Genomic DNA, 20,017 nt, shown 5'->3' with positions numbered 1-20,017 from the left:
GAATTTACGTGCCGGGAAGCAAAGGCCCATGCCTTTCGGCATGGCTCTGTTTTTGCATCCCTTTTCTTCTCACAGCCTCGCCAGGGAATTTGACGTTCATCCGATGCAGGCTGCTTTGAATGCATAGAAGCCCCCTCTCACGTTTGATTTTTCAGGTACTGATATCGGCAGTTCTTGCCGGCGCGCTTCTGGGCGGCCCTGTTATCCTGATGCTTTTGGTGGATCGCAGCTATTGAAGTATCGAGGCCACGCCTCGCCTGCGGCAAGCTCGGAATAGGTGACGCACTAAGCTCCAGTTTGCGGACATCGCATTCCCAAACAATATGCAGAAACGGATGACGGGGCCAGCCTGCGGAAGCTGGCCCCGTCCAGACGCGCCGGGGATCGGCCTGGGGGGCCGTCGGATCATGGCGCGCCTATTTCTGGACCTCTTTCAGGTCCGCTTCGGCCGACTGGAGGAAAGGCCTGAAGATTTGGCCTGCACGATCGCCGCCGGCGGAGACGATCAGGTGCAGGGAGGGGATCACCACCAGCGAGAGGATGGTGGAAACCAGCAGCCCGCCGATCACCGCGATTGCCATCGGAGCCCGAAACTCGCCCCCCTCTCCGATACCGAAAGCCGAGGGCAACATGCCGCCTACCATGGCAAGTGTCGTCATGATGATCGGGCGCGCCCGCTCGCGGCAGGCTTCGACAACCGCCTCTCCGCGCGAAAGCCCATGCGCCTCCCGCTCGACGGCGAAATCCACCAGCATGATCGCATTCTTGGTGACGATACCCATCAGCATCAGGATACCGATCACGACAGGCAGGGATATCGGGTAGCCGCTGAGAAGCAGCGCCGCGACGACCCCGCCGATGGAAAGTGGCAGCGATGCCAGGATGGTGAAAGGCGACAGGACGCTTTTGAAAAGCAGGATCAGGACGATGAGCACCAGCATGATGCCGCCACCCATGGCAACGGCAAAACTCTCGAATATCTCTCCTTCCGTATCCGAATCGCCGGTCGCCTGGACACGCACGCCATCCGGCAGGGTCTTCACGCTTTCGAGCTGCATCAACCGCTCAAGCCCCTGGCCTGATGTGAGGCCATTCGCCATGTCAACGCCGATCTCGATCCGGCGCTGGCGCTCGAAACGATCGATCGCCGCAACTGTCTCATCGAGACTGATCGTGGCGACCGCCGACAGCGGCAATTGTCCACCATTTGCGGCCGGAACGCTCAGCGTCTCGAAGACCCCCAAATTTCCCCGCGCGGCGCGATCGAGAACCACGCGGATCGGGATCTGCCGCGAGCCCTCGATAAAATTCGCCAGGCGCGAATCCACATCGCCGATCGTCGAAATCCGCATCGTGCTGGCAATGGCTGCGGTGGAGACACCGAGCGTCGCCGCCTTTTCGGTATCGACCGTCATGCGCAGCTCCGGCCGCATCGCGACATTGTCACTCGAAGCCCCGACAAAGCTGCTGTCTGATGCCATCTCGCGAAGGATCCGATCGGTCGCGGCCTGAACTGCATCGCCGTCACTGCCCAGCACGGAAAAAGATATGTCGCGACCGCCGCGATCGTTGAGAAAGCGCAGTCGCACATCTGGAATATCGACCAGCGCCTTTTCGAGTTCGGCTTCGATAGCAAAGGAAGACCGGTTACGCTCCGCCTTGTGCACGAGGTCGACGGAGACGACAGCATAACGCACATCCTGCTGGCCGCTCATGCTCGATCCGGCCCGAACCAGCACACCCTCGACTTCGGCGAGCTTACCGATCGTGGCGGCAATCCCGTCGGTGACCTGACGGGTCTCGTCGAGGCTTGTGCCGGGTGGCAATTCGACGGCCAGCGTCAGGCGGCCGGTGTCTTCTTCCGGCAGGAACGTGGTCGGAACCGACATAAGTGACATCATCGCCAGCGCGAACAGGCCGAAGGCGGCTGTGACCGTCAACCATTTCCACCGCAGCGTCAGCCGCAGCAGCCACTCGTAGGCGAGCGACAATTTTCCTTTTCTCGGTTCGACCGGCGGAGCGGCGGTCATGATATAGGCCGCCATGACCGGAGTGATCAGCCGCGCGACGAGAAGCGAAAAGAACACCGCGATAGCCACGGTCAGGCCGAATTCGCGGAAATATAGCCCAACGACACCGCTCATCAGCCCGACAGGCGCAAAGACGGCGATGATCGTTGCCGAGATCGCAATCACTGCCAGACCGATTTCGTCCGATGCATCGAGTGCCGCGCGATAGGCGGATTTTCCCATGTTGCGATGCCGGACAACATTTTCGATCTCGACGATCGCATCATCGACCAGGATGCCGGTCACCAGCGTAATGGCGAGCAGGCTGAGGATGTTGAGCGAAAAGCCGAGCATGTCGATGGCAAAGAATGTCGGGATGATCGACAGCGGCAATGCGACAGCCGCAACCAGCGTCGCGCGCCAATCGCGCAGGAAGAGGAACACGACGATGATCGAAAGTGCCGCCCCTTCGAGCAGGGTATTGATCGCCGAATGATAATTTCCTTCCGTGTATGAAATCGTGTCATCAACAATCTCGAAGCGAAGACCGGGATGGCTGAGACGTAGTTTTTCGACCGCAGCGAATACTCCATTCGCCACGGTGACGGCGCTTGCGCCCTGGGACCGATAGACTGAGAAACCGACGACATCGGAACCGTTCAGAGTCGCAAACGCGCGCGGTTCGGCAAAGGTGTCGCTGACGGTTGCGACATCCGCCAGCCGGACCGAGTTTTCGCCGCCAAGCGACAGGCGGGTTTCCGCCAAGCCGGAAACGGTGCTAGCGGCGGCGGCTGTCGTCAGCACCTGTTCGCGGCCCTCCATATCACTGCGCCCGCCCGAACGGTCGAGCTGGGTTTCCATGATCGTCTCGTTGACCGAGTTGACCGAAAGCGACAATGCCTGCAGCCGGTCGGCATCGAGCTCGACATGGATCTCGCGGTCGGCCCCGCCGATCCGATCGATACGCCCGACGCCGGAGAGCCCCTGCAGGTCGCGTTTTACCGTATCATCGATTAACCAGGATAGTTCGGTCACCGTCATTTCCTGGCTGGAGACGGCATAAGTGACGATCGATTGCGCCTCCTCCTCGATCCGTTCGATGATCGGCTCGTCGATCGCGCTCGGCAGATCACCCCTGATCCTTGTCACGGCATCTCGCACATCGTTCATCGCCCGATCCGGCGAAACCAGGCCGAGTTCGAATTCGACCGTGGTGACCGAACGCCCCTCGCCGATCGTCGACGACAATTCCTTGATCGCCGGAAGCGAGGCGATCGCATTTTCGACAAGCCGCGTCACCTCGGTTTCCAGTTCGACCGGCGTGGCGCCGGATTGCTCGACCGTGACCTTCACGGCCGGCGTTATGATCGTCGGGAGATAGGTGATCGGTAGCCGGGTAAAGCTGTAGATGCCGACAACCGTCAAGATGACGAAAAGCAGGATGGAGGGAAGCGGATTGCGGATCGCCCAGGCGGAAATATTGCCGCTCATCGCGCCATCTCCCTGCTTTCCATGGCAAGGGCCGAGGCCATGTGATCGGAAACAGACCGCTCCGACATGGCCATAACGGGCCGGACCTTTTCCTGGGCTTTCAGAAACCCGCCGGATTTCAGCACGACCATCTCGCCATCGCTGACACCGGCAATTATTTCGACAAAGCCCTCCTGCCGGATGCCGACAGTCACATCGCGACGATCCACGACACCGTCCTTGACGACGAAGACATTGCTTGCGCCGCTTGCGGTATTCACCGCACTGCCGGGTAGAAGAATGTTACGCCGCGCCGGAGCGTTAATGCTTCCGCGGGCAAAGACGCCGGGCTTCAGCCCATCCGCCTCATCCAGTTCGATGCGCACTTCGCCGCTGCGCGTAACCGGATCGACCTGCGCTGCATTCAGCCGCAACCTGCCACCGAGCTGCCCCTCATATCCCGGCAGGCTGATCTGCGCCCGCATGCCTTCATCGAGCCGCAGAAAACTCGTTTCCGTCACCTGCGTGGAAAACTCGATTTCAGCATCCTTGGCGATGACGAATAGCGGATTGGCGGAAGCAGACGTCATCGCCCCGATGCGCGCTGTTCGCTTGAGCACCAGCCCGGCATCGGGCGCACGGACCGTGCTGCGCTTGATCGTCAGCTCGATTTCCTTCCGCTCGCGGGCAATCAGCTCCGCATCGGCTTCCGCCAGCGCAAGCGACTGGCGGGCAAGCCGCAGTTCCGCCACCGCACGGGCATGGGCATTTTCATGTTCGTCCAGAAGCTGCTGCGATACGGCGCCTCTCGGCTGTAGCGCCCGACTGCGCTCCAGGAGCTTGCGCGCCTCCGCCTCGCTGACGGCGGCAACTTCCAGCCTGCTTTCCTCCACTTCAGCGGCGGCTCTTGCCCGCAGCATGCTGACCGAATTCTTGTCGAGCAGCATGCGTGCTTCGGTCGTGTCGATCAGCGCAAGCGGCTGCCCTCTCTCGACCCGCTGCCCGGATTCGGCAAGGATATGTTCGATCACCCGTCCCTCGATGAAAGGACGAACTTCCACCTCTTCCCTGGCAACCAGCGAGCCGACAACGGGGATCTTCTCGGTCACCTCGCCTTTTCGAGCGACGACGACCGTGACCGGCGTCTGGCTTTCAGCCTGTGACGCGGAGAAGAACACCAACCACAGCACCAATGCCGAGACGGCAAGACGCAGTTGCGGCAGCACTGATCGGGATATCCCGTACATGAGGCACCTTTCGGTTTTATCCGCACATGTCTGCGGATGATACGGAAGGAACCGTAGCGATCAGACGCGCGGCCGGTGTGTCGTCACGTTAAGAAAGGTTACACCCGCCGCCAGCGCGGCAATGCTGTCGATCAAAGCCCGATGATCGCCGGCCACCAGCCAAGGCCGACGAAAAGGCTGCCGGCAATGCCCGGAAGCAGAGGCAGAAAGCGCCTGATTGGTGCGACCTGCTGTCGTTCGAGGATCTTTATTCCGAGCCAGACGCTCCACAGCAGCCCCATGAGAAACAGCCCGCCGCGGATCGCGCCCGCGCCGCTTGCACCAAAAGCGGTATATCGCAACGGTTCCAGCAGTTCTGCCCCAAGCCCGATGATCAGGCTAATCAGCGCAATCGGAGCATATTGATAACCGAGTTCGGTAAACAACTGCCCGAAGCCGCCATCTGCCCCTGCACGCTTCGCCAGAAAGGCACTCGCCGCAGTCAACAAGGCAAGGACAGCGGTCAATGCCGCCATGACCGCCAACATGAAGAAGACGATCATGACGAAATCGAGCCAGCGGAACACTTCCGCACGCGCCGGATGAATACTCATCAGCCAGGATGGGCCGACAGTAGTGACCCAGTTCCAGTGATGCTGGATTGCAAACACGCCAAAAGCCTGCCGCCATTGCTGATATTGCGGCAGCACCAGCCAGAGGAAGCCGCCGAGGGCGACTCCGGTATCCAGAAACAGGAACCAGGCCTCCGCCTTGTTGGCGCGATGATCACGAATATCCTCGATCTCGCGGCCCGGACGACGGATATCCAGCCGGATACTGCCAGCCGCGTGCGGGTGGACGCAGCGAAAGCACTCGATACAGTGCCGGCTTTCACTCTTGCGCGGCAGGTCGATCATCGTCGGGCAGGCACCTTTCTGGCTATAGGCATCGCCGCCCGGCAGCCGGATTTTCGGCGTGAACTGAACCGCGCCAAGCCGGGAATAAAGCCCGAGCACCCGGCCGATCGGGCAGAGATGCCTGCACCAGACGCGTTTCTTGCGGCCATAAAGGCCGCCGATCGCGATTGCCAAAAGCATGGTGCCGCCGAAAAGTCCGGCAGCAGCTTCTGGATGATCCCGCACACCGATCGTCTGGCCGTAAAGCGTCATTACGATGAAGCTGAGCGCAGGCGTGCCTTCCCAGCGGATCCAGGCCGGGATCCGGCGCTGCAGCCCGTAACGATTGGCAAGCTCGGACGCAGCCCCCATCGGGCACAAAAGACCGCACCAGATCCGCCCGAAGACGATGACCGACAGAAAGACAAGCGGGAACCAGATGCCCCAGAGCAGATATTGCAGCGCCAGCGTTCCATTCGACAGCGGCGTCGTTTCCGGCGGCGGATCAGGCAGCAGAAGCGGCAGGCCGAGCACCAGAAGAAACACGAGAAACATGATGCCCTGGATGATCCAGTAATACGGGCGCGTCCGCACGCAGAATGCTTCGAGTGCGATGAGCCAGTTCGGGCGTTCGGGCAGTTCCTCCGCCTCAACCAGCAGCGATGGCGCGAACGTTGCCGCCGGAGCGAAATCACGATGACGGTAAACCTCTGTCATTTCATCTCTCTCGGCACAACAACAATTCCAGCGTGTAAATATGTCGCACGCCCGAATTGGAATGAGATACCAATCAATCAGGATAAACACTCTCATATTTAACATGGAGATCAGCCGAAGTACTTGAATTTTGTCATTTATATCATGACCTTGATGAAAACTTTCAGGCTTGACTCCACATTTTTCCAGGCAGATGTTCGCGCCACATTTTCCCGAAAAGGACCTGTTATGCGCGAAACCCAAATTTTCAAGACGGCATTCCTGCCCGCCGCTTTTGCTGCTGCAACACTCTTTTCCGCCGGCTCGGCATCTGCCCTGGAATATCCGATCGGCGAGCCGCAGGAAGCAGGCGGTATGGAAGTGGCTGCGGTCTATCTGCAGCCGATCCTGATGGAGCCGGCTCACATGATGCGCGCAGCCGCCGATTCCGACGTGCATCTGGAAGCCGATATCCACGCGACGAAGGATAACAAGAACGGGTTTGCCAATGGCGACTGGGTGCCGAACCTGACGATTAGCTATGTGCTGACCAAGGGCGGCGTGAAAGTGTCGGAAGGCCCGCTGATGCCGATGGTTGCCTCCGACGGGCCGCATTACGGCGACAACGTCAAGCTCGACGGCCCCGGCGACTATAACCTCGTGTTCAAGATTGCAGCGCCGGACGGGATGATGTTCGGCCGCCATGTCGATGACGAAACCGGCGTCGCCAAATGGTTCGAGCCGTTCGAGACCAGCTATGACTTCACTTTCACGGGCGTGGGCAAAAAGGGTGGCTACTGATCACTCTTCCCCCCGTAAGGAACAGTGCCTTGGCCTCACCATGGCGCTGTTCCTCGCGTTTTCGATTGTTCCGCCGGCAATAGTGGCGGCCGCTGACGATCCAAGCTTCACCATAACGTTCAACGATGGCGTGGTTTCGCCGTCGCGTCTCGAAGTGCCGGCCGAAACCCGCTTCGAAATCCGGCTGATCAACAACGGCAAGACACCGGCGGAGTTCGAGAGCATTCCGTTGAGCAAGGAGAAGGTGATCGGACCGGGGGTCTCCACCTTCATCGTCATCAAATATCTTGATCCGGGCGAATATTCGTTCTTCGACGATTTTCATCCGGACGCTCCGCCCGCCGTTCTCGTCGCGGTTCCTTCTGAGGACTGACATGTTTGCCTCCATTGCCTTTGTCGTCTGGCGCGAGAGCGTCGAAGCCCTTTTGGTGATCGGCATTCTCGATGCCTGGCTGGTCAGCCGGAGCGTGGAGACGCGCCGCGCCCGCGGTTTTCTCTGGGGCGGCGCAGCGGCGGGGCTCGGCGTCGCCGGTGTGCTTGCAGGACTCCTGCTCTGGCTGGGCGAAACAGTCTCCGACGACGCCCAGACGATCTACCAGACGGTGATCGCGCTGCTCGCAGCCGGGCTGATCCTGCAGATGGTCTTCTGGATGCGCAGCCACGGCCGCTCGATGCGCGGCGAGCTCGAAAGTTCGCTCAGCACGGCGGTTGCCGCAGGCAGTTGGTGGGGTGTCTTCGCCCTTGCGCTCATTGCGGTTGCCCGCGAAGGCAGCGAAACGGTCGTGTTCATCTACGGTATTCTGTCTGCTGGTGTCATGGGCTCGCTGCTTGCCGGAATTCTTGCCGGAGTGACCGGTTTCGTCGCGGCTGCAATCACCTATGCCCTGCTGATGACCGGCAGCCGGGTCATCTCCTGGCGGGTTTTCTTCCGGATTTCCGAGATCGTGCTGCTCTTCCTCGCCTGCGGCCTGCTGATGACAGGGATCGACGGATTGATCAATCTCGATATCCTGCCGCGCCTGTCGCACGCGCTGTGGAACAGCAATTTCCTAATGTCCGACGGCACGACAGCCGGCGGTTTCTTCGCATCCATGACCGGCTATCGCGCCCGGCCGAACCTGATGCAGCTCATTGTCTTCTTTGGCTACTGGATCGCGGTGCTGGCCATCATCTACCGGCCACGCAAAGGTTCGTTCTCCACCGCTGCGCATCACTAGCGATTTGCCCGGGTGCTTTGTGTCAGCATATGGTGTGGCCATTGCCTGAATGGCCGTATCTCTTTTCACACAGAGGAATGTGTGGCGGGCATCACATTGTCGGGGATCGGGCACACATATTTCCGGCCATCGGTCTTCTCTGTCCATTCCGCCTTTGCGGCTTCCAGAAGTTCGGGAGACGTCATAAGCGAGAGGCCAGTCGCCGCCAGCGTCTTTGCTGCATGTGCCATGGCTTTGTGAGCCCCCGCGCTTTTTCCCTGTGCCACCACCTGCCAGGTGTGAGGATTGGTGCCGATTGCCCAGGTGGGCGTCCAGCATTGCGCTGTCGGCGTTACCCAGCTTACATCTCCCACGTCCGTAGATCCGGCACGGAAATGCGAAGACCCCTCGAAGTCGCGCAGACCCAGATGCAACGGTGTCGAACCATCGACCTTTGCATTGGAAAAAACATCGCCCTTGATCTGATAAAGGCGGATGCTGCTCCTGATAGCTTCGTCAGTAAATGTGTCTTGGATAGACTTGGCGAATGCGAGATCCGTTTCATCGAAAGCGATGGGACCGAGCGCCACCATGTTGTCATGCATGGCCGTTTCAAGGGTGATGTTTGGCAGAAGATTGGTGGAGGCCGTGTCGAAGACGATTTCGACCTCTGTCTCGGTCATCATTGCCGCGCCGCGGGCGACCTTGTCGACACGCTTGGCAAGATCGAGCGCCTGCGACATTTCCGGCGCGCGAACCAGATAGACAACTTCCGCATGGGCCTGCACGACATTGGCGGCGCGCCCTCCGGTATCGGTTATCGCATAATGCACGCGGCAATCCTGCGGCATGTGTTCGCGCAGGAAATTGACGCCGACGTTCATCAGTTCAACGGCATCCAGCGCCGAACGGCCGAGATGCGCTGCATTCGAGGCATGGGCGGCGAGGCCCTTGAAGCGATAGAAATATTCAAGAACCGCCAGATTGTTGGTGGAGCGTACGCCGTTGAATGGCGCCGGATGCCAGGTAAGCGCCGTATCGACGTCATCAAACAGGCCCGCACGCACCATGAACGTCTTTCCCGAGCCGCCTTCTTCCCCGGGGCAACCGTAATAACGCACGGTGCCAGCTAGGTTGTTGTCCCTCATATGCCGGGCGAGCGCGATGGCCGCCATCAGGGAACCGACACCCAAAAGATTGTGGCCACAGCCGTGGCCGGTCGCGCCGGAAACGATCGGCTTGGGCTCGGCCACATCCGCAGCCTGGCTCATTCCCGCCAAGGCGTCGAATTCTCCGAGCAGCGCGATCACCGGCTTGCCGCTGCCGAATTCGCCGATGAAGGCCGTGTCCATGCCCGCCACGCCACGACGCACAGCAAACCCATTCTTCTCCAGCGCCTTTGCCAGCATATCCGACGAACGCCTTTCTTCGAACTTCAACTCGGCAAAATCCCAGATTCTGTCGCTGAGTTCGGAGAATTCCGGTTTCATCTCTTCGATCGCGTTGGCAATCGACGTCACGGCATCGCGGTTCATGGCCTGTCCTCGCATGAATGTGTGAGCGCCCTCAGGACGCAGAAAAACATCCGGCGATCTCCCGTCGGTTGAATTTCCTTGAAAAGGTAGACAGGCGCGCCGATCCTTGCCGGCGCGCTCAAGACTCAGTTTTCGACCGAGACTTCCCAGAGGCGGGCATTCGACTGCCAGACCGGCTGGCCTTTCAGCTTCTTCGTCGCGCCCCAGACGTCCACCATGTCGTAGAGAAAGATGCCCGGCATTTCCTTCAGCATCAGCTCATGGAACTCATCGAAGATCTTCTGACGCTTTTCCTGATCGGCTTCAGCATAAGCGGCGTTCATCAGTTCGACGGCTTTCGGATCGTCCCACATCAGCGATGCGTTTTTGTCCTTGTTGCCGACATAGAAAGAATACATCAGCGCCGGGTCGAGACGCGGCGCGACCGACTGCGAGATCACCTGATAATTGCCGGAGCGGCGGCGGTCGACCTGGGTCGCGTAATCCAGCACTTCGATCTGCACGTTGAGGCCCGCCTGCTGCATCATCGCCTGCGCCATGACGGCCGCCGGGAAGCTCGGCACGTTGCCGCGCTTGTTGGCGATGATCGAGATCGGCTCACCCTTGTAGCCGGCATCTGCCAGTTCCTTCTTGGCAGCCTCGATATCGTAGGGAAGACGCGTCTTCTGGGCCTCGTCGAAATAGACGCTGTCCTGCGATACCATCGAGCCGTTCGCCTCGCCGGTCCCGTTCGATGCAGCGGCCACCAGTTCATCGAGATCGAGCGCCATTGCCATGGCGCGACGCACGCCAGGATTGCTCAAGACCTTGTCGCGGGTCTGGATATAGAAAAGGTTCTTGCCGTTGTTGCGCGAAACGATCAGCTGCGTCTTATCGCTGGCCTTGAACTCCGGGATAAGATCGGGTGAAATTTCGGCCGTATCGAGTACACCGGACTCCAGACCGGCCTTCACGGTCGATGCATCCGGGATAATCATGAACTTGATGCCGTCGGCCAGCGGCCGTTTGGAGCCGACCATGCCATCCGGCTTGCCGTCATTCTCCGGCGAGACGTAATCAGCGAATTTCTTCAGATGGATATACTCACCCTTCTTCCACTCGTCCCATTGAAACGGTCCGGTGCCGATCGGCTTGACGAAGCTGCCATCGGCAGCAACGGAATCCGGTGAGATCATGCCGGTATAACCGCATTCCGGACGCGACATCAGGCCGAGGAAAACCGCAGATGGCTTTTCAAGAGTGATTGCGACGGTCGAAGCATCCGCGGCCTTCACGTCCGTAACCGGTGCTGCACCGCCCTTGGCGAAGTCGTTGAGGCAGGTCCATTTGGTTTCCGGCTTCAGGTACCGCGTCCAGTTCCAGACGACCTCCTCCGCCGTCATCGTCTTTCCGTTGTGGAATTTCACATCCGTGCGCAGTTTGAACGTATAGGTCAGGCCGTCGGCGGAGGTTTCGAAACTCTTGGCCAGAAGCGGCTTCACCTCGCCGCTATTGTTGTAACCGACAAGCCCCTCGACGATATGCAGGATGACGCCATCGGTATTGCCATCGCGGTTGACGCCGGGATTGGCGCTGCGCAGATCGGAACTCTGCGCGATCGTGATATCGCGGGCATTGGTTATGCTGGTCATTGCAAGCAGAGCCGTGCCTGCCAGAAGAAGCTTTTTCATTGTTCTACCCTCTTTTTGCTATTGTTGATGTCTACGACTGGAACCTGTTCCAGCAGGCCTGCGCCAGCCGGCCGATCGTTTCGAGCGAAAGCGTGTATCCCGGCGTGCCATCGGCCATGACCTGCGGCACGTCATCGGTATAGGCGGTGATGATGAAGAACGGCGCGCCACCTTTGTAAACGATGCCGGCATCCATGCGGCCGCGCTTGCCGCGCCCGCTTTTGCTCGCCACCAGCGTTTCGAACGGCAGGCGTGAACGGATGCCGTAACGCAGGATCTGGTGCTTCAGCGTCTCCATGGCGAAGGAGCACAGTTCGGCGCTACATCCGAGCTTCTCCTGCGCCTGCGTCGAGGATTGCGCATCGAGAATGGTCTGCAGCAGCAGAACCTGATCGGCGGCCGATGTCGTCGTCACCGTCGTCAGCGCATGGTCGGCCGGCAGGGCGAGCGGCGGAATGAGGAAACGATGATGTGTATTGGCCATGCCGAGCGCCTTGCAATAGCCATCCACCTCTTCCAGCGTCAGCCGCTCCAGCACCATTTTCGTGCAGACATTGTCGCTCAGCGTCATCATGCCGGTGATCGCGTCTCTCAGCGAAATCACGATACCCGGCGTCATGTAGCGGAACATGCCGCTCGCCACTTCCTTGGCCAACCTTTCCTCGTAGGTCACCGGTTCATCCAGATCGAGCCGCCTTTCATGTGCCGCCTTGAGTGCGGCCATCATGATCGACGTCTTGCGGGTGCTGCCGGAAGGCGTTTCTTCGTCGGCGCCACGGCGGATTTCCTCACCCGTCAACAGATTGCGCACCATGAAGCGCGTGACAAAGGGCTGGGCGTCGCAGATCGCGAACAGCTGGTCGGCAGTAGTCATCGTATTCATCCTGTTATGCATCGTTTTCGAGCCGCCATTTGAGTGTCACGCCGCCCCGCTCGTTGTGGCCGAGCGCGGGAATGGCCGAGAGCAGGCGGCGGGTATAGGCTTGCCTGGGGTTGTCGAAGATCGTGTCGCGATCTCCCTCTTCGATGATCCGGCCGTCCTGCATGACGACGACACGGTCAGCCACCTGCTCGACCACGCCGAGATCGTGGCTGATGAACAGGCAGGAAAAGCCGTAGCGTTTCTGCAGGTCGGAAAAGAGGTCGAGCACCTGTGCGCGCACCGTCACGTCGAGCGCCGAGACCGGCTCGTCGGCGATCAGGAAGCGCGGCCGGCGGGCAATCGCGCGGGCAATCGCCACACGCTGCCGCTGGCCACCGGAAAGCTCGTGAGGATAGCGGCTGGCGTAATCGGCGTTAAGGCCTACTTCCTCCAGCGTTTCCAGCGCCCGCTTGCGCTTTGCCTGAGCGTCGAGATCGGGCACCAGTCGGAGCGCCTCCTCGACCAGCGCCAGGATCGTCATGCGCGGATCGAGCGAGGAATACGGGTCCTGAAACACCATCTGGCAGTTCAGGCGATAGTCGCGCCAGTCCTCGTCGCGTGAACGCCCCTGAAAGCGGATATCGCCTTCGCTTTCCTTGACCAGACCGGCAATCGTGCGGCCAAGCGTGGTTTTGCCGGAACCGGAGCCGCCGACCAGCGCGACGACCTCGCCCTCGTGGATATCGATGCTGATGCCATGCAGGGCGCGCTTGGGTTTCGCCTTCTTGAGCAAAGATTTGCGTCCCGCATAATCGACAACGATATTGCGGGCCGAAACCATCGGTGCCTTCGACGTATCGAGCGCACGCGCCTCGCCGCGGAAGGGCAGAGAGGACAGAAGCTTCCTCGTATAATCGTGCTGCGGGGCATCGAGCAGATCTTCGGTGCGCCCCTGTTCGACGATCGAGCCCTTTTCCATCACCACGATGCGGCTCGTATAACGCGCCACCATCGGCAGGTCGTGGCTGATCAGAAGAACGGCGGTGCCTTCGGCCCGCGTCAGCTCGACCATAAGCTCCATGACATCGCGCTGGATGACGGCATCGAGCGCCGTGGTCGGTTCGTCGGCGATCAACAGCGCCGGTTTCAGCAGCATGACCGACGCGAGCATGATACGCTGGCGCATGCCGCCGGAAAACTCGTGCGGATAGGCGGCAAGCGCTCCCTCCGGATTCTTGATGCCGATACGCTTCAGCATGTCGAGAATGCGGGCGCGACGGTCCTGTGGCGACAGTTTGGTGTGAAGGACAAGCCCCTCCTCCAGCTGCCGGCCGATGGTCATCGACGGGTTGAGCGATGTCATCGGCTCCTGGAAAACCACGCCGATTTCGCCGCCGCGCAGATGCCGAAGCTCCCTGTCCTTCATTGTCAGGACATCGCGGCCCTTGTAGCGGACGGAGCCACCCGTAACCTTGATCGCCGGAGGCAGAAGCGAGATCAGCGCACGGGTGGCCAGCGTCTTGCCGGAGCCGCTTTCGCCGACGATGCCAAAGATTTCGCCCGGCGCGATGTCGAAGGAGATGCCCTTGACCACCTCGAGACCGGTATGGGCAACTTCAAGCGAAAGGCTGTTGACGCTCAAAAGCGTTTCTGCGGACATGTCCTTGGTCATTTCAGGCCCCTCATGCGCGGGTCGAGGCGGTCGCGAAGGGCGTCGCCGAGCAGATTGATGCCGAGCAGGGTCAGCGCGATGCAGATACCGGGGAAAAGACCCAGCCAGACGGCCTGCTGGATGAAGGGACGGCCGGCGGCCAGCATATTGCCCCATGTGGGTGCCGGTGGCGGCACGCCGAGACCGAGGAAGGAAAGCGCGCTTTCCGACAGGATCGCCCAGCCGAACATCGAGGTGGCAAGCACGGTGATCGGCGCAAGGCAGTTCGGCAGGACATGTCGGAACAGCGTGAACAGCTCCCCATTGCCCATCACCCGCGAGGCTTCGATGAACTCGCGTTCGCGCAGCGACAGCACGGCGCCGCGCACCACGCGTGCCATCGACGGCGTGTAGGCAATACCGAGCGCAAAGATGATGCCGTATTGGTTGGCGCCGAAGACGGCAAGCAGGCCAAGCGCCAGAAGAATGCCGGGAAAGGCCAAAAGCGCATTGTTGACGGCCATGATGACACCATCCATCCAGCCGCGGGCATAACCGCTGACAAGGCCGATGAGAGTGCCGAAGATCGTGGCGAAGCTGACGGTCAGAAAGCCGATCCAGACGCTCGCCTGGGCTCCGACCATCAGGCGGCTCAGCACATCGCGGCCGAATTCATCAGTCCCGAGAAGATGCGTGGCGCTCGGCCCGGCAAGACGGGCGGTGAACGACAGTTTCATCGGGTCGAACGGCGTCCAGAACAGGCCAAGTGCGGCGGTTGCGATGAGAACGGTGATGAGAAACCCGCCGATAAGGCCGTTGAGAGTGAACTTTTTCATTCGGCGACAACCCGCGGATCGAACAGGGGATAAAGCAGGTCGACGACGAGATTGACCAGCACGTAGGAGAGGGAGACGAACAGCAGGCAGCCCTGGATAACCGGGTAATCGCGGGCAAAAATGCTGTCGACCATCAGGCGGCCGAGACCGGGAATGGTGAACACCGTCTCGATGACCGCAATGCCGCCAAGCAGGTTGCCGAGAATGAGGCCGATCATCGTCCATGTCGGGCCGAATGCATTCTTGAATGCATGCCGCCATAACACGGCGCTTTCCGAAAGACCCTTGGCGCGGGCATGGGTGATGTAGTCGAGACGCAGCACTTCCAGTGTCGAGGCACGCGCCATGCGGATCAGCACGCCCGCCTCATGGATGACAAGCGTCATCACAGGCAACACCAGATAGAGCAGGCCGCCGACTACATTGTCGCCGATCGACACGTAACCGAGAACCGGCAGCCAGCCGAGTTTCAGCCCGAACAGAAGCAGCAGCAGAAGGCCGAGCCAGAATGTCGGGATCGACAAAAGCACCGTCGCGGTACCGACCAGCGCCAGATCGGTTGCGCTATTCTGCCGCCAGGCGGCAATCACACCGGCAGGCACCGCAATCAGGCTGGCCAGCAGAACGGCGATCACGACGATTTCCGCGCTGACCATGAAACGCGAAACAACGAGCGGCAGGACTTCCTCGTCATTGACGATCGAGCGCCCGAAATCACCCTGCAGGACATTTCCGGCCCAGATGGCGAATTGCTGCGGCATCGATTTGTCGAGGCCAAGCTCGGTGCGCATGGCGGCGATCTGGTCGGGCTGCGCCATGTCGCCCAGCATCAGCGCTGCGGGGTCACCGGGAATGAAGCGGATCAGCGCAAACACCGTGATCGAGACAAGCACGATCGTCGGCAGCGCCATCAGAAGACGGCTCAGGATAAATCTCAGCATTGTTTCCCCACGATTGAAGGCGGCTTTCCATTCCGCCAGCATCGGTTTCGTTAATTAAGACTATGACGAAATGACTTTTGATACGCAATATTATGCGATTTTGTCATATGTCTATGCATCTCGCGGGCCGCACTTCGTCGGCCGGAAAGCCCGAGTTTCAGGATTAATTAGCTAATCTCATTCGATTTTTTGAGAAAGCTGAATTTGCCGCTGCAATGCATCGCTCAAGGCTTGCGCCGCGATCGACAGCGGAAAGCCCGCAGCCCGCGCCAGGCCGAAATCCTGCCTGGCCTGTGGAACGAAAGGGCGCTGCACGACAGGCAGATGCCGATACAGATTGGCGTAGAAACTGCTGATGATCGACACACCCAACCCCTGCGCAACATAGGCACAGGCCGAGCTGTTGGTATGCGTCTCGATCTTCACCATCTGCTTCACACCGGCGCGTGCAAACTGCTGGTCGAGTGCCATCCGGTTCGGTCTCTGCCGGCCAATAAGAACCAGCGGCACATTGCGCAGGTCCTTTGCCGAGATCGTTTCCAGTTCCGCCAATGGGTGGTCCTTGGGCACGACGCAGACACTCGTGCCGCTTGCCACCTTGTCGACCACAATCCCCGGCCCTGTCTCCCCTTCCATGCGCAGGAAACCGAGATCGATGATACGTTCCCCAACCAGCTTGTTGATCGCCGTCGTGGTTTCGAAAAAAGTCTCTATGCGCACACCTGGAAAGTCACGAATATAATCCACCAGCATGGCCGGAGCGAAATTTTCCCACATGCTGCTTGGCAGCCCGATGCGCACGATATCCGGGCCGGATGCACCGCTGCGCAGATCTTCCGCATGGCTGGACATACGGTCCACGGCAAGAAGAACATTTTCCGCGTCATGGCCCAGCGCAAGCGCCTCGGGCGTCGCGATGAGACGGCCCTTGTCACGCACAAACAACGTGATCGAGAGATCCTGCTCCAGCTGCTGCAGCATGCGGCTGACACCGGACTGACTGAGGCCCATCGTCTTTGCAGCGGCAATCGTCGAGCCGGTTGCCAGAAGCGTGCGAAGCACTTCCAGTTGCTTGATGTTCATGGATTGGATCTCGTGATTTCGATAATGACTGCCAGGCCGGATCTTCCGCTTCCGACAACATATGCCACATCTCTCACGATATGCTATCTGCCAGCATCCGGCACGGAGCTCGGGGCCAACATCGGCAGCGCTTTCACTCACCCTCTGATGGATCAACGATAAGCGCTGCGCAGAACTCAACAGAGATCAGCCGATCTCGATCGAGAAACCGAAGATCGCCTTTTCGATGTCAATCGCCTCGAAACCGATCTTGAAAACCCGGCTTCCCCAGACATCGAGGTGGCGCGGATCTGTAATCTCGATCGGCTCCAAACCGGTGACGCGAAGATTTTCCGGGGTGATGGCCAGTACGCTGTGCGTCCCGTAGAGCCGGCACACCCCTTCAGTCCCAACCACTATTTTTCGATCCGAGACATAAAGAGGAAGTTCAAAGCGGGTGAGCGGCTCGCCCAAATCGATCTCGTCGCTGATCTCTATCTTTGCCGTGTCATGGCTGAAATTGAGGTATCGGATCATTCGCCGCGATCCGGGATCAGGGAAATAAGCCGGGCTTGCGTCGAGAGACAGATAGCTGCTGGTACCCTCGTGGCGGTACGCAACATCGCGCGCTTGCGAGCCTTTTCCCGCATATTGCAGGCGGCCATTCACGGCGGGAATGTTGTGCCCCTTCGAACTGATATGCCACATATCATATCGCGTCTCGGTGAAAGTAGCGCGCGAATAGGCCCCCTGCCCCAGATCGATAATCATCGGCTCACCGTCCAGATAGACGCTGAAATGGCCGACGTCGTTATGAGAGTGATGGTTGACCTCCGGGTCGTTACTGCCGGCGATCGCGCTCAACATCAGCCCGGCCCCGGCCTTTTCCTCGGATCGGGCAATCATCATCTGCATGTCGGCGAGCCAGACGCTTTTCTCACATGTCCTTGCCGCCGACTTTCTGTTTTCCGGTGTCCAGAAAAGCAGTCGGGTCAGGTGAACGAGGAACTGGCGGGCATAGTCATTGCGCCCACGGCCCCGGCCCGGATTGGCGAGCTTGTGACGGGCCGAACGGTCGATATCATCGGCGACAAGACCGGACAGCTGGTCAGAGCCGATAAGGCTCGCATAGCGGCTGAGCAGCCCCTGATCCAGATCGATCTTCAGACTGCCATCCGCGAAGTTGACGAAGAGGTTGCCGCCGATATTGAGCGGCAGGATATGCTCCCCGAAATTGCGGAATTTCTGATTATCCCCCGCCTTCAGATCGATGCCGAAGCGTTCCTCGACAAGGCTGACGAAACCGGCAAGCCGTCCGGCGCTGACCACCCAGTAGCCCGGTCCCTCGATGCAGGCGCCGGATGGCTCGATTGTATCGAAGAAGCGCTGCATCGGCACCATCAGCTTCATCGCGATAGCTGCGAGGCGCTGGTCGTCTTCGACCGTGTAGCAGGCGGCGAGCAAGAGATTGTGCGCGCACCATGCCGTCCAGTTGTTCCGGCCCAGATACCAGCCGTAATGTTTCGGCCCTTCGAGAAGCTTCAACGCACGGCGATCGATCTCGCCCTGTATGCGATAGTAGAGGGAAGGCACGGCTTCGAGCAGAGATCCGGCAGGCTGCCACCCGCAGCGGCACGTGTGAGACGCGTTTCAAAATCGATATTTGCGAGAAAGAGGTCCACCTTGATCCCTGTCTCGGCCGTAAACCCGTCAACGATGCGCGCAATCGTCGGCCGTTCGGCATCGCCGTATCGCATCCAGACATTGATCGTCTCTGCCGAATAGGCCGTAGACACCATCGTCGTGCTTGCCAGCGCTGCAAACGCGAACGCCCTTACCTTCTTCATGGGAAACCTCCTCTAAAATAGCCATTCGCCCTGCACGCCTCCAGAACATGCCAAACGTCTGTCCCCGGCAGAGCCGCTTTCCTCTAAGCCAGCGGCTCAAAGGCACGCTTCCCATAAAAGGAAAACGTTTAACTGATATTTTTAGCGCGGCAGGAGCTTGATAGAATGATATGGATCAACCGAAATCGCGGAAAATAATGTGTTATTGTCAACACCCGAAATGAGAACGAAATCCGCATCGCCGGCAGTTACGTTAAACAGAAGAAAACAAGGAAAGCGTTTATCTGCATGAAGCGCCCGAAAAGACCGACCATCCGGGATGTTGCGGAGAAAGCCGGCGTATCGATCGCGACGGTGTCGAAATATGTGAATGGCCAGCAGTCATTCTCACCGGCAGTGGAAGAGAAGCTGCGCGAAGCGATCGAGGATCTGGGCTACAGCCAGAATTCTCTTGCCCGCGCCATGGTCACCGGCCGTACGACCGCAATCGGGCTTGCGGTGATGGATCTCGCCAATCCTCATTATTCCAATGTCGTGAAGGGTGCCAATCGGGTGGCGCTGGCAAACGGCTACTATCTCTTCGTCGTGGACATGGAGGAGAGTATTGCGGCAGTTCGCCCGCTATTGGAGGCCTTGGCGCCGCGCACGGATGGTTTGATCGTCAGCGCCCGCATTCCGAAAGACGTCACTGACTGGCTGGCCGAACTCGACAAACCGGTCGCCTTTTTAGGACAGCCAGAGCGCGATGATGTCCTGACAGTGGGGACGGACAGCGTTCAGGTTGCTGCACTGCTCGCGCAATATCTCGTTCGGCAGAGATTCAAGCGGTTCGGTTACATGGGCTACTCGCGCGCACCATCGAATGCCGACCGCATTCAGGGCTTGAGGCAAATCCTGGAGCCGGCAGGGATGGAACTTCTGATCTTCGACGTGGATGAACCGACGAATGAAGCAGGAGAACGCGCCGCGGCCCGCGTGTTGCTGCGTCCGGATCGCCCGGATGTGATCATTGGCTGGAATGACCTTGTGGCGATCGGCATGATGAACGAGGCCCGTTCGCTTGGCTTCAAGGTTCCCGATGACGTGGCCTTTGCCGGGATCGATAATATTCCGATCAGCCGCTACGTCACGCCACCGCTGACAACTGTCGACGTTTGTAGCCAGGCAACCGGCGAAGTGGTGATGAAGAAGATCATTGCGATGATCGAAGAAAAGCCGCAACCCACGGATCTTACGCTGGAGCCTGCGCTGATCATTCGCGAGTCGACCCAGCGCCATTTCACCTGAATGCGATTCCAGCCTGATCCATTGGATACCGG

16 protein-coding genes are annotated in these 20,017 nt (G+C 59.6%); 4 read left to right on the top strand and 12 right to left on the bottom strand.

Going from position 1 to position 20,017, the window contains the following annotated elements:
- Positions 1-416: 416 nt before the first annotated feature.
- The 3 genes from ACI3K0_RS15055 to ACI3K0_RS15045 all read right to left on the bottom strand — a co-directional run bounded on the left by ACI3K0_RS15055 (position 417) and on the right by ACI3K0_RS15045 (position 6,318).
- The gene (locus ACI3K0_RS15055; RefSeq protein WP_206826660.1) at positions 417-3,500 is read right to left on the bottom strand and encodes an efflux RND transporter permease subunit; all 3,084 of its coding nucleotides are present in this window, start codon (positions 3,498-3,500) and stop codon (positions 417-419) included.
- Positions 3,497-4,726: an efflux RND transporter periplasmic adaptor subunit gene (locus tag ACI3K0_RS15050; RefSeq protein WP_404945548.1), complete on the bottom strand. Its 1,230-nt coding sequence runs from the start codon at positions 4,724-4,726 to the stop codon at positions 3,497-3,499. The genes ACI3K0_RS15055 and ACI3K0_RS15050 overlap by 4 nt, the downstream gene beginning before the upstream one ends.
- A 131-nt stretch (positions 4,727-4,857) precedes the next feature.
- Positions 4,858-6,318, bottom strand: a complete 1,461-nt coding sequence (locus tag ACI3K0_RS15045) for a 4Fe-4S binding protein (protein WP_404945547.1) — start codon at positions 6,316-6,318, stop codon at positions 4,858-4,860.
- Positions 6,319-6,546: 228 nt separating this feature from the next.
- Here ACI3K0_RS15045 and ACI3K0_RS15040 point away from each other — a divergent pair, with 228 nt between their 5' ends.
- The 3 genes from ACI3K0_RS15040 to ACI3K0_RS15030 are packed head-to-tail and all read left to right on the top strand — an operon-like array spanning position 6,547 to position 8,315.
- Positions 6,547-7,098 (top strand): iron transporter, encoded by a 552-nt coding sequence (locus ACI3K0_RS15040; RefSeq protein ID WP_206826657.1) that lies wholly within the window; start codon positions 6,547-6,549, stop codon positions 7,096-7,098.
- A gap of 40 nt (positions 7,099-7,138) precedes the next feature.
- Entirely contained in the window at positions 7,139-7,471 is a 333-nt protein-coding gene (locus ACI3K0_RS15035; protein WP_148147068.1) for a cupredoxin domain-containing protein, read from the top strand.
- Position 7,472: 1 nt separating this feature from the next.
- Positions 7,473-8,315, top strand: a complete 843-nt coding sequence (locus ACI3K0_RS15030) for an FTR1 family protein (RefSeq protein WP_206826655.1) — start codon at positions 7,473-7,475, stop codon at positions 8,313-8,315.
- Between the two features lie 65 nt (positions 8,316-8,380).
- Here ACI3K0_RS15030 and ACI3K0_RS15025 read toward each other — a convergent pair whose 3' ends face one another.
- The 9 genes from ACI3K0_RS15025 to ACI3K0_RS14985 form a co-directional block, all read right to left on the bottom strand.
- Positions 8,381-9,829 (bottom strand): M20 family metallopeptidase, encoded by a 1,449-nt coding sequence (locus ACI3K0_RS15025; protein ID WP_206826653.1) that lies wholly within the window; start codon positions 9,827-9,829, stop codon positions 8,381-8,383.
- A gap of 125 nt (positions 9,830-9,954) precedes the next feature.
- Entirely contained in the window at positions 9,955-11,499 is a 1,545-nt protein-coding gene (locus ACI3K0_RS15020; protein ID WP_206826651.1) for an ABC transporter substrate-binding protein, read from the bottom strand.
- A gap of 31 nt (positions 11,500-11,530) precedes the next feature.
- Positions 11,531-12,373, bottom strand: coding sequence for a serine hydrolase (locus ACI3K0_RS15015; RefSeq protein ID WP_404945546.1), 843 nt, complete (start codon positions 12,371-12,373; stop codon positions 11,531-11,533).
- Positions 12,374-12,386: 13 nt separating this feature from the next.
- Positions 12,387-14,021, bottom strand: a complete 1,635-nt coding sequence (locus tag ACI3K0_RS15010; RefSeq protein WP_206826838.1) for an ABC transporter ATP-binding protein — start codon at positions 14,019-14,021, stop codon at positions 12,387-12,389.
- An 8-nt stretch (positions 14,022-14,029) separates the two neighbouring features.
- Positions 14,030-14,848 carry an ABC transporter permease gene (locus ACI3K0_RS15005; protein ID WP_206826649.1) on the bottom strand — a complete coding sequence of 273 codons (819 nt, stop codon included), beginning with the start codon at positions 14,846-14,848 and terminating at the stop codon, positions 14,030-14,032.
- Positions 14,845-15,789 carry an ABC transporter permease gene (locus tag ACI3K0_RS15000; RefSeq protein ID WP_148146885.1) on the bottom strand — a complete coding sequence of 315 codons (945 nt, stop codon included), beginning with the start codon at positions 15,787-15,789 and terminating at the stop codon, positions 14,845-14,847. The genes ACI3K0_RS15005 and ACI3K0_RS15000 overlap by 4 nt, the downstream gene beginning before the upstream one ends.
- Positions 15,790-15,966: 177 nt before the next feature.
- The gene (locus ACI3K0_RS14995; protein WP_148146883.1) at positions 15,967-16,872 is read right to left on the bottom strand and encodes a LysR family transcriptional regulator; all 906 of its coding nucleotides are present in this window, start codon (positions 16,870-16,872) and stop codon (positions 15,967-15,969) included.
- A 186-nt stretch (positions 16,873-17,058) separates the two neighbouring features.
- Positions 17,059-18,444 carry a heparinase II/III family protein gene (locus tag ACI3K0_RS14990; protein WP_404945545.1) on the bottom strand — a complete coding sequence of 462 codons (1,386 nt, stop codon included), beginning with the start codon at positions 18,442-18,444 and terminating at the stop codon, positions 17,059-17,061.
- On the bottom strand, positions 18,393-18,698 hold the full coding sequence (locus tag ACI3K0_RS14985) for a hypothetical protein (RefSeq protein WP_206826641.1): 306 nt from the start codon (positions 18,696-18,698) through the stop codon (positions 18,393-18,395). The genes ACI3K0_RS14990 and ACI3K0_RS14985 overlap by 52 nt, the downstream gene beginning before the upstream one ends.
- Before the next feature lie 288 nt (positions 18,699-18,986).
- Between ACI3K0_RS14985 and ACI3K0_RS14980 the strand changes: the two genes are divergently transcribed.
- On the top strand, positions 18,987-19,985 hold the full coding sequence (locus ACI3K0_RS14980) for a LacI family DNA-binding transcriptional regulator (RefSeq protein ID WP_404945544.1): 999 nt from the start codon (positions 18,987-18,989) through the stop codon (positions 19,983-19,985).
- The last annotated feature ends 32 nt before the right edge of the window (positions 19,986-20,017 follow it).

It is taken from the genome of Rhizobium sp. ZW T2_16, from assembly GCF_044987325.1.
Classification (GTDB): domain Bacteria; phylum Pseudomonadota; class Alphaproteobacteria; order Rhizobiales; family Rhizobiaceae; genus Neorhizobium; species Neorhizobium cellulosilyticum.
Note: the sequence above shows the minus strand (reverse complement) of the source record. Positions and strands in the feature narration are given on the sequence as shown.

Excerpts from the sequence above, each read along its gene's own strand:
- ACI3K0_RS15055 (WP_206826660.1), bottom strand. The coding sequence starts at position 3,500 with ATGAGCGGCAATATTTCCGCCTGGGCGATCCGCAATCCGCTTCCCTCC.
- ACI3K0_RS15050 (WP_404945548.1), bottom strand. The coding sequence starts at position 4,726 with ATGTACGGGATATCCCGATCAGTGCTGCCGCAACTGCGTCTTGCCGTC.
- ACI3K0_RS15045 (WP_404945547.1), bottom strand. The coding sequence starts at position 6,318 with ATGACAGAGGTTTACCGTCATCGTGATTTCGCTCCGGCGGCAACGTTC.
- ACI3K0_RS15040 (WP_206826657.1), top strand. The coding sequence starts at position 6,547 with ATGCGCGAAACCCAAATTTTCAAGACGGCATTCCTGCCCGCCGCTTTT.
- ACI3K0_RS15035 (WP_148147068.1), top strand. The coding sequence starts at position 7,139 with ATGGCGCTGTTCCTCGCGTTTTCGATTGTTCCGCCGGCAATAGTGGCG.
- ACI3K0_RS15030 (WP_206826655.1), top strand. The coding sequence starts at position 7,473 with ATGTTTGCCTCCATTGCCTTTGTCGTCTGGCGCGAGAGCGTCGAAGCC.
- ACI3K0_RS15025 (WP_206826653.1), bottom strand. The coding sequence starts at position 9,829 with ATGAACCGCGATGCCGTGACGTCGATTGCCAACGCGATCGAAGAGATG.
- ACI3K0_RS15020 (WP_206826651.1), bottom strand. The coding sequence starts at position 11,499 with ATGAAAAAGCTTCTTCTGGCAGGCACGGCTCTGCTTGCAATGACCAGC.
- ACI3K0_RS15015 (WP_404945546.1), bottom strand. The coding sequence starts at position 12,373 with ATGACTACTGCCGACCAGCTGTTCGCGATCTGCGACGCCCAGCCCTTT.
- ACI3K0_RS15010 (WP_206826838.1), bottom strand. The coding sequence starts at position 14,021 with ATGTCCGCAGAAACGCTTTTGAGCGTCAACAGCCTTTCGCTTGAAGTT.
- ACI3K0_RS15005 (WP_206826649.1), bottom strand. The coding sequence starts at position 14,848 with ATGAAAAAGTTCACTCTCAACGGCCTTATCGGCGGGTTTCTCATCACC.
- ACI3K0_RS15000 (WP_148146885.1), bottom strand. The coding sequence starts at position 15,789 with ATGCTGAGATTTATCCTGAGCCGTCTTCTGATGGCGCTGCCGACGATC.
- ACI3K0_RS14995 (WP_148146883.1), bottom strand. The coding sequence starts at position 16,872 with ATGAACATCAAGCAACTGGAAGTGCTTCGCACGCTTCTGGCAACCGGC.
- ACI3K0_RS14985 (WP_206826641.1), bottom strand. The coding sequence starts at position 18,698 with ATGAAGAAGGTAAGGGCGTTCGCGTTTGCAGCGCTGGCAAGCACGACG.
- ACI3K0_RS14980 (WP_404945544.1), top strand. The coding sequence starts at position 18,987 with ATGAAGCGCCCGAAAAGACCGACCATCCGGGATGTTGCGGAGAAAGCC.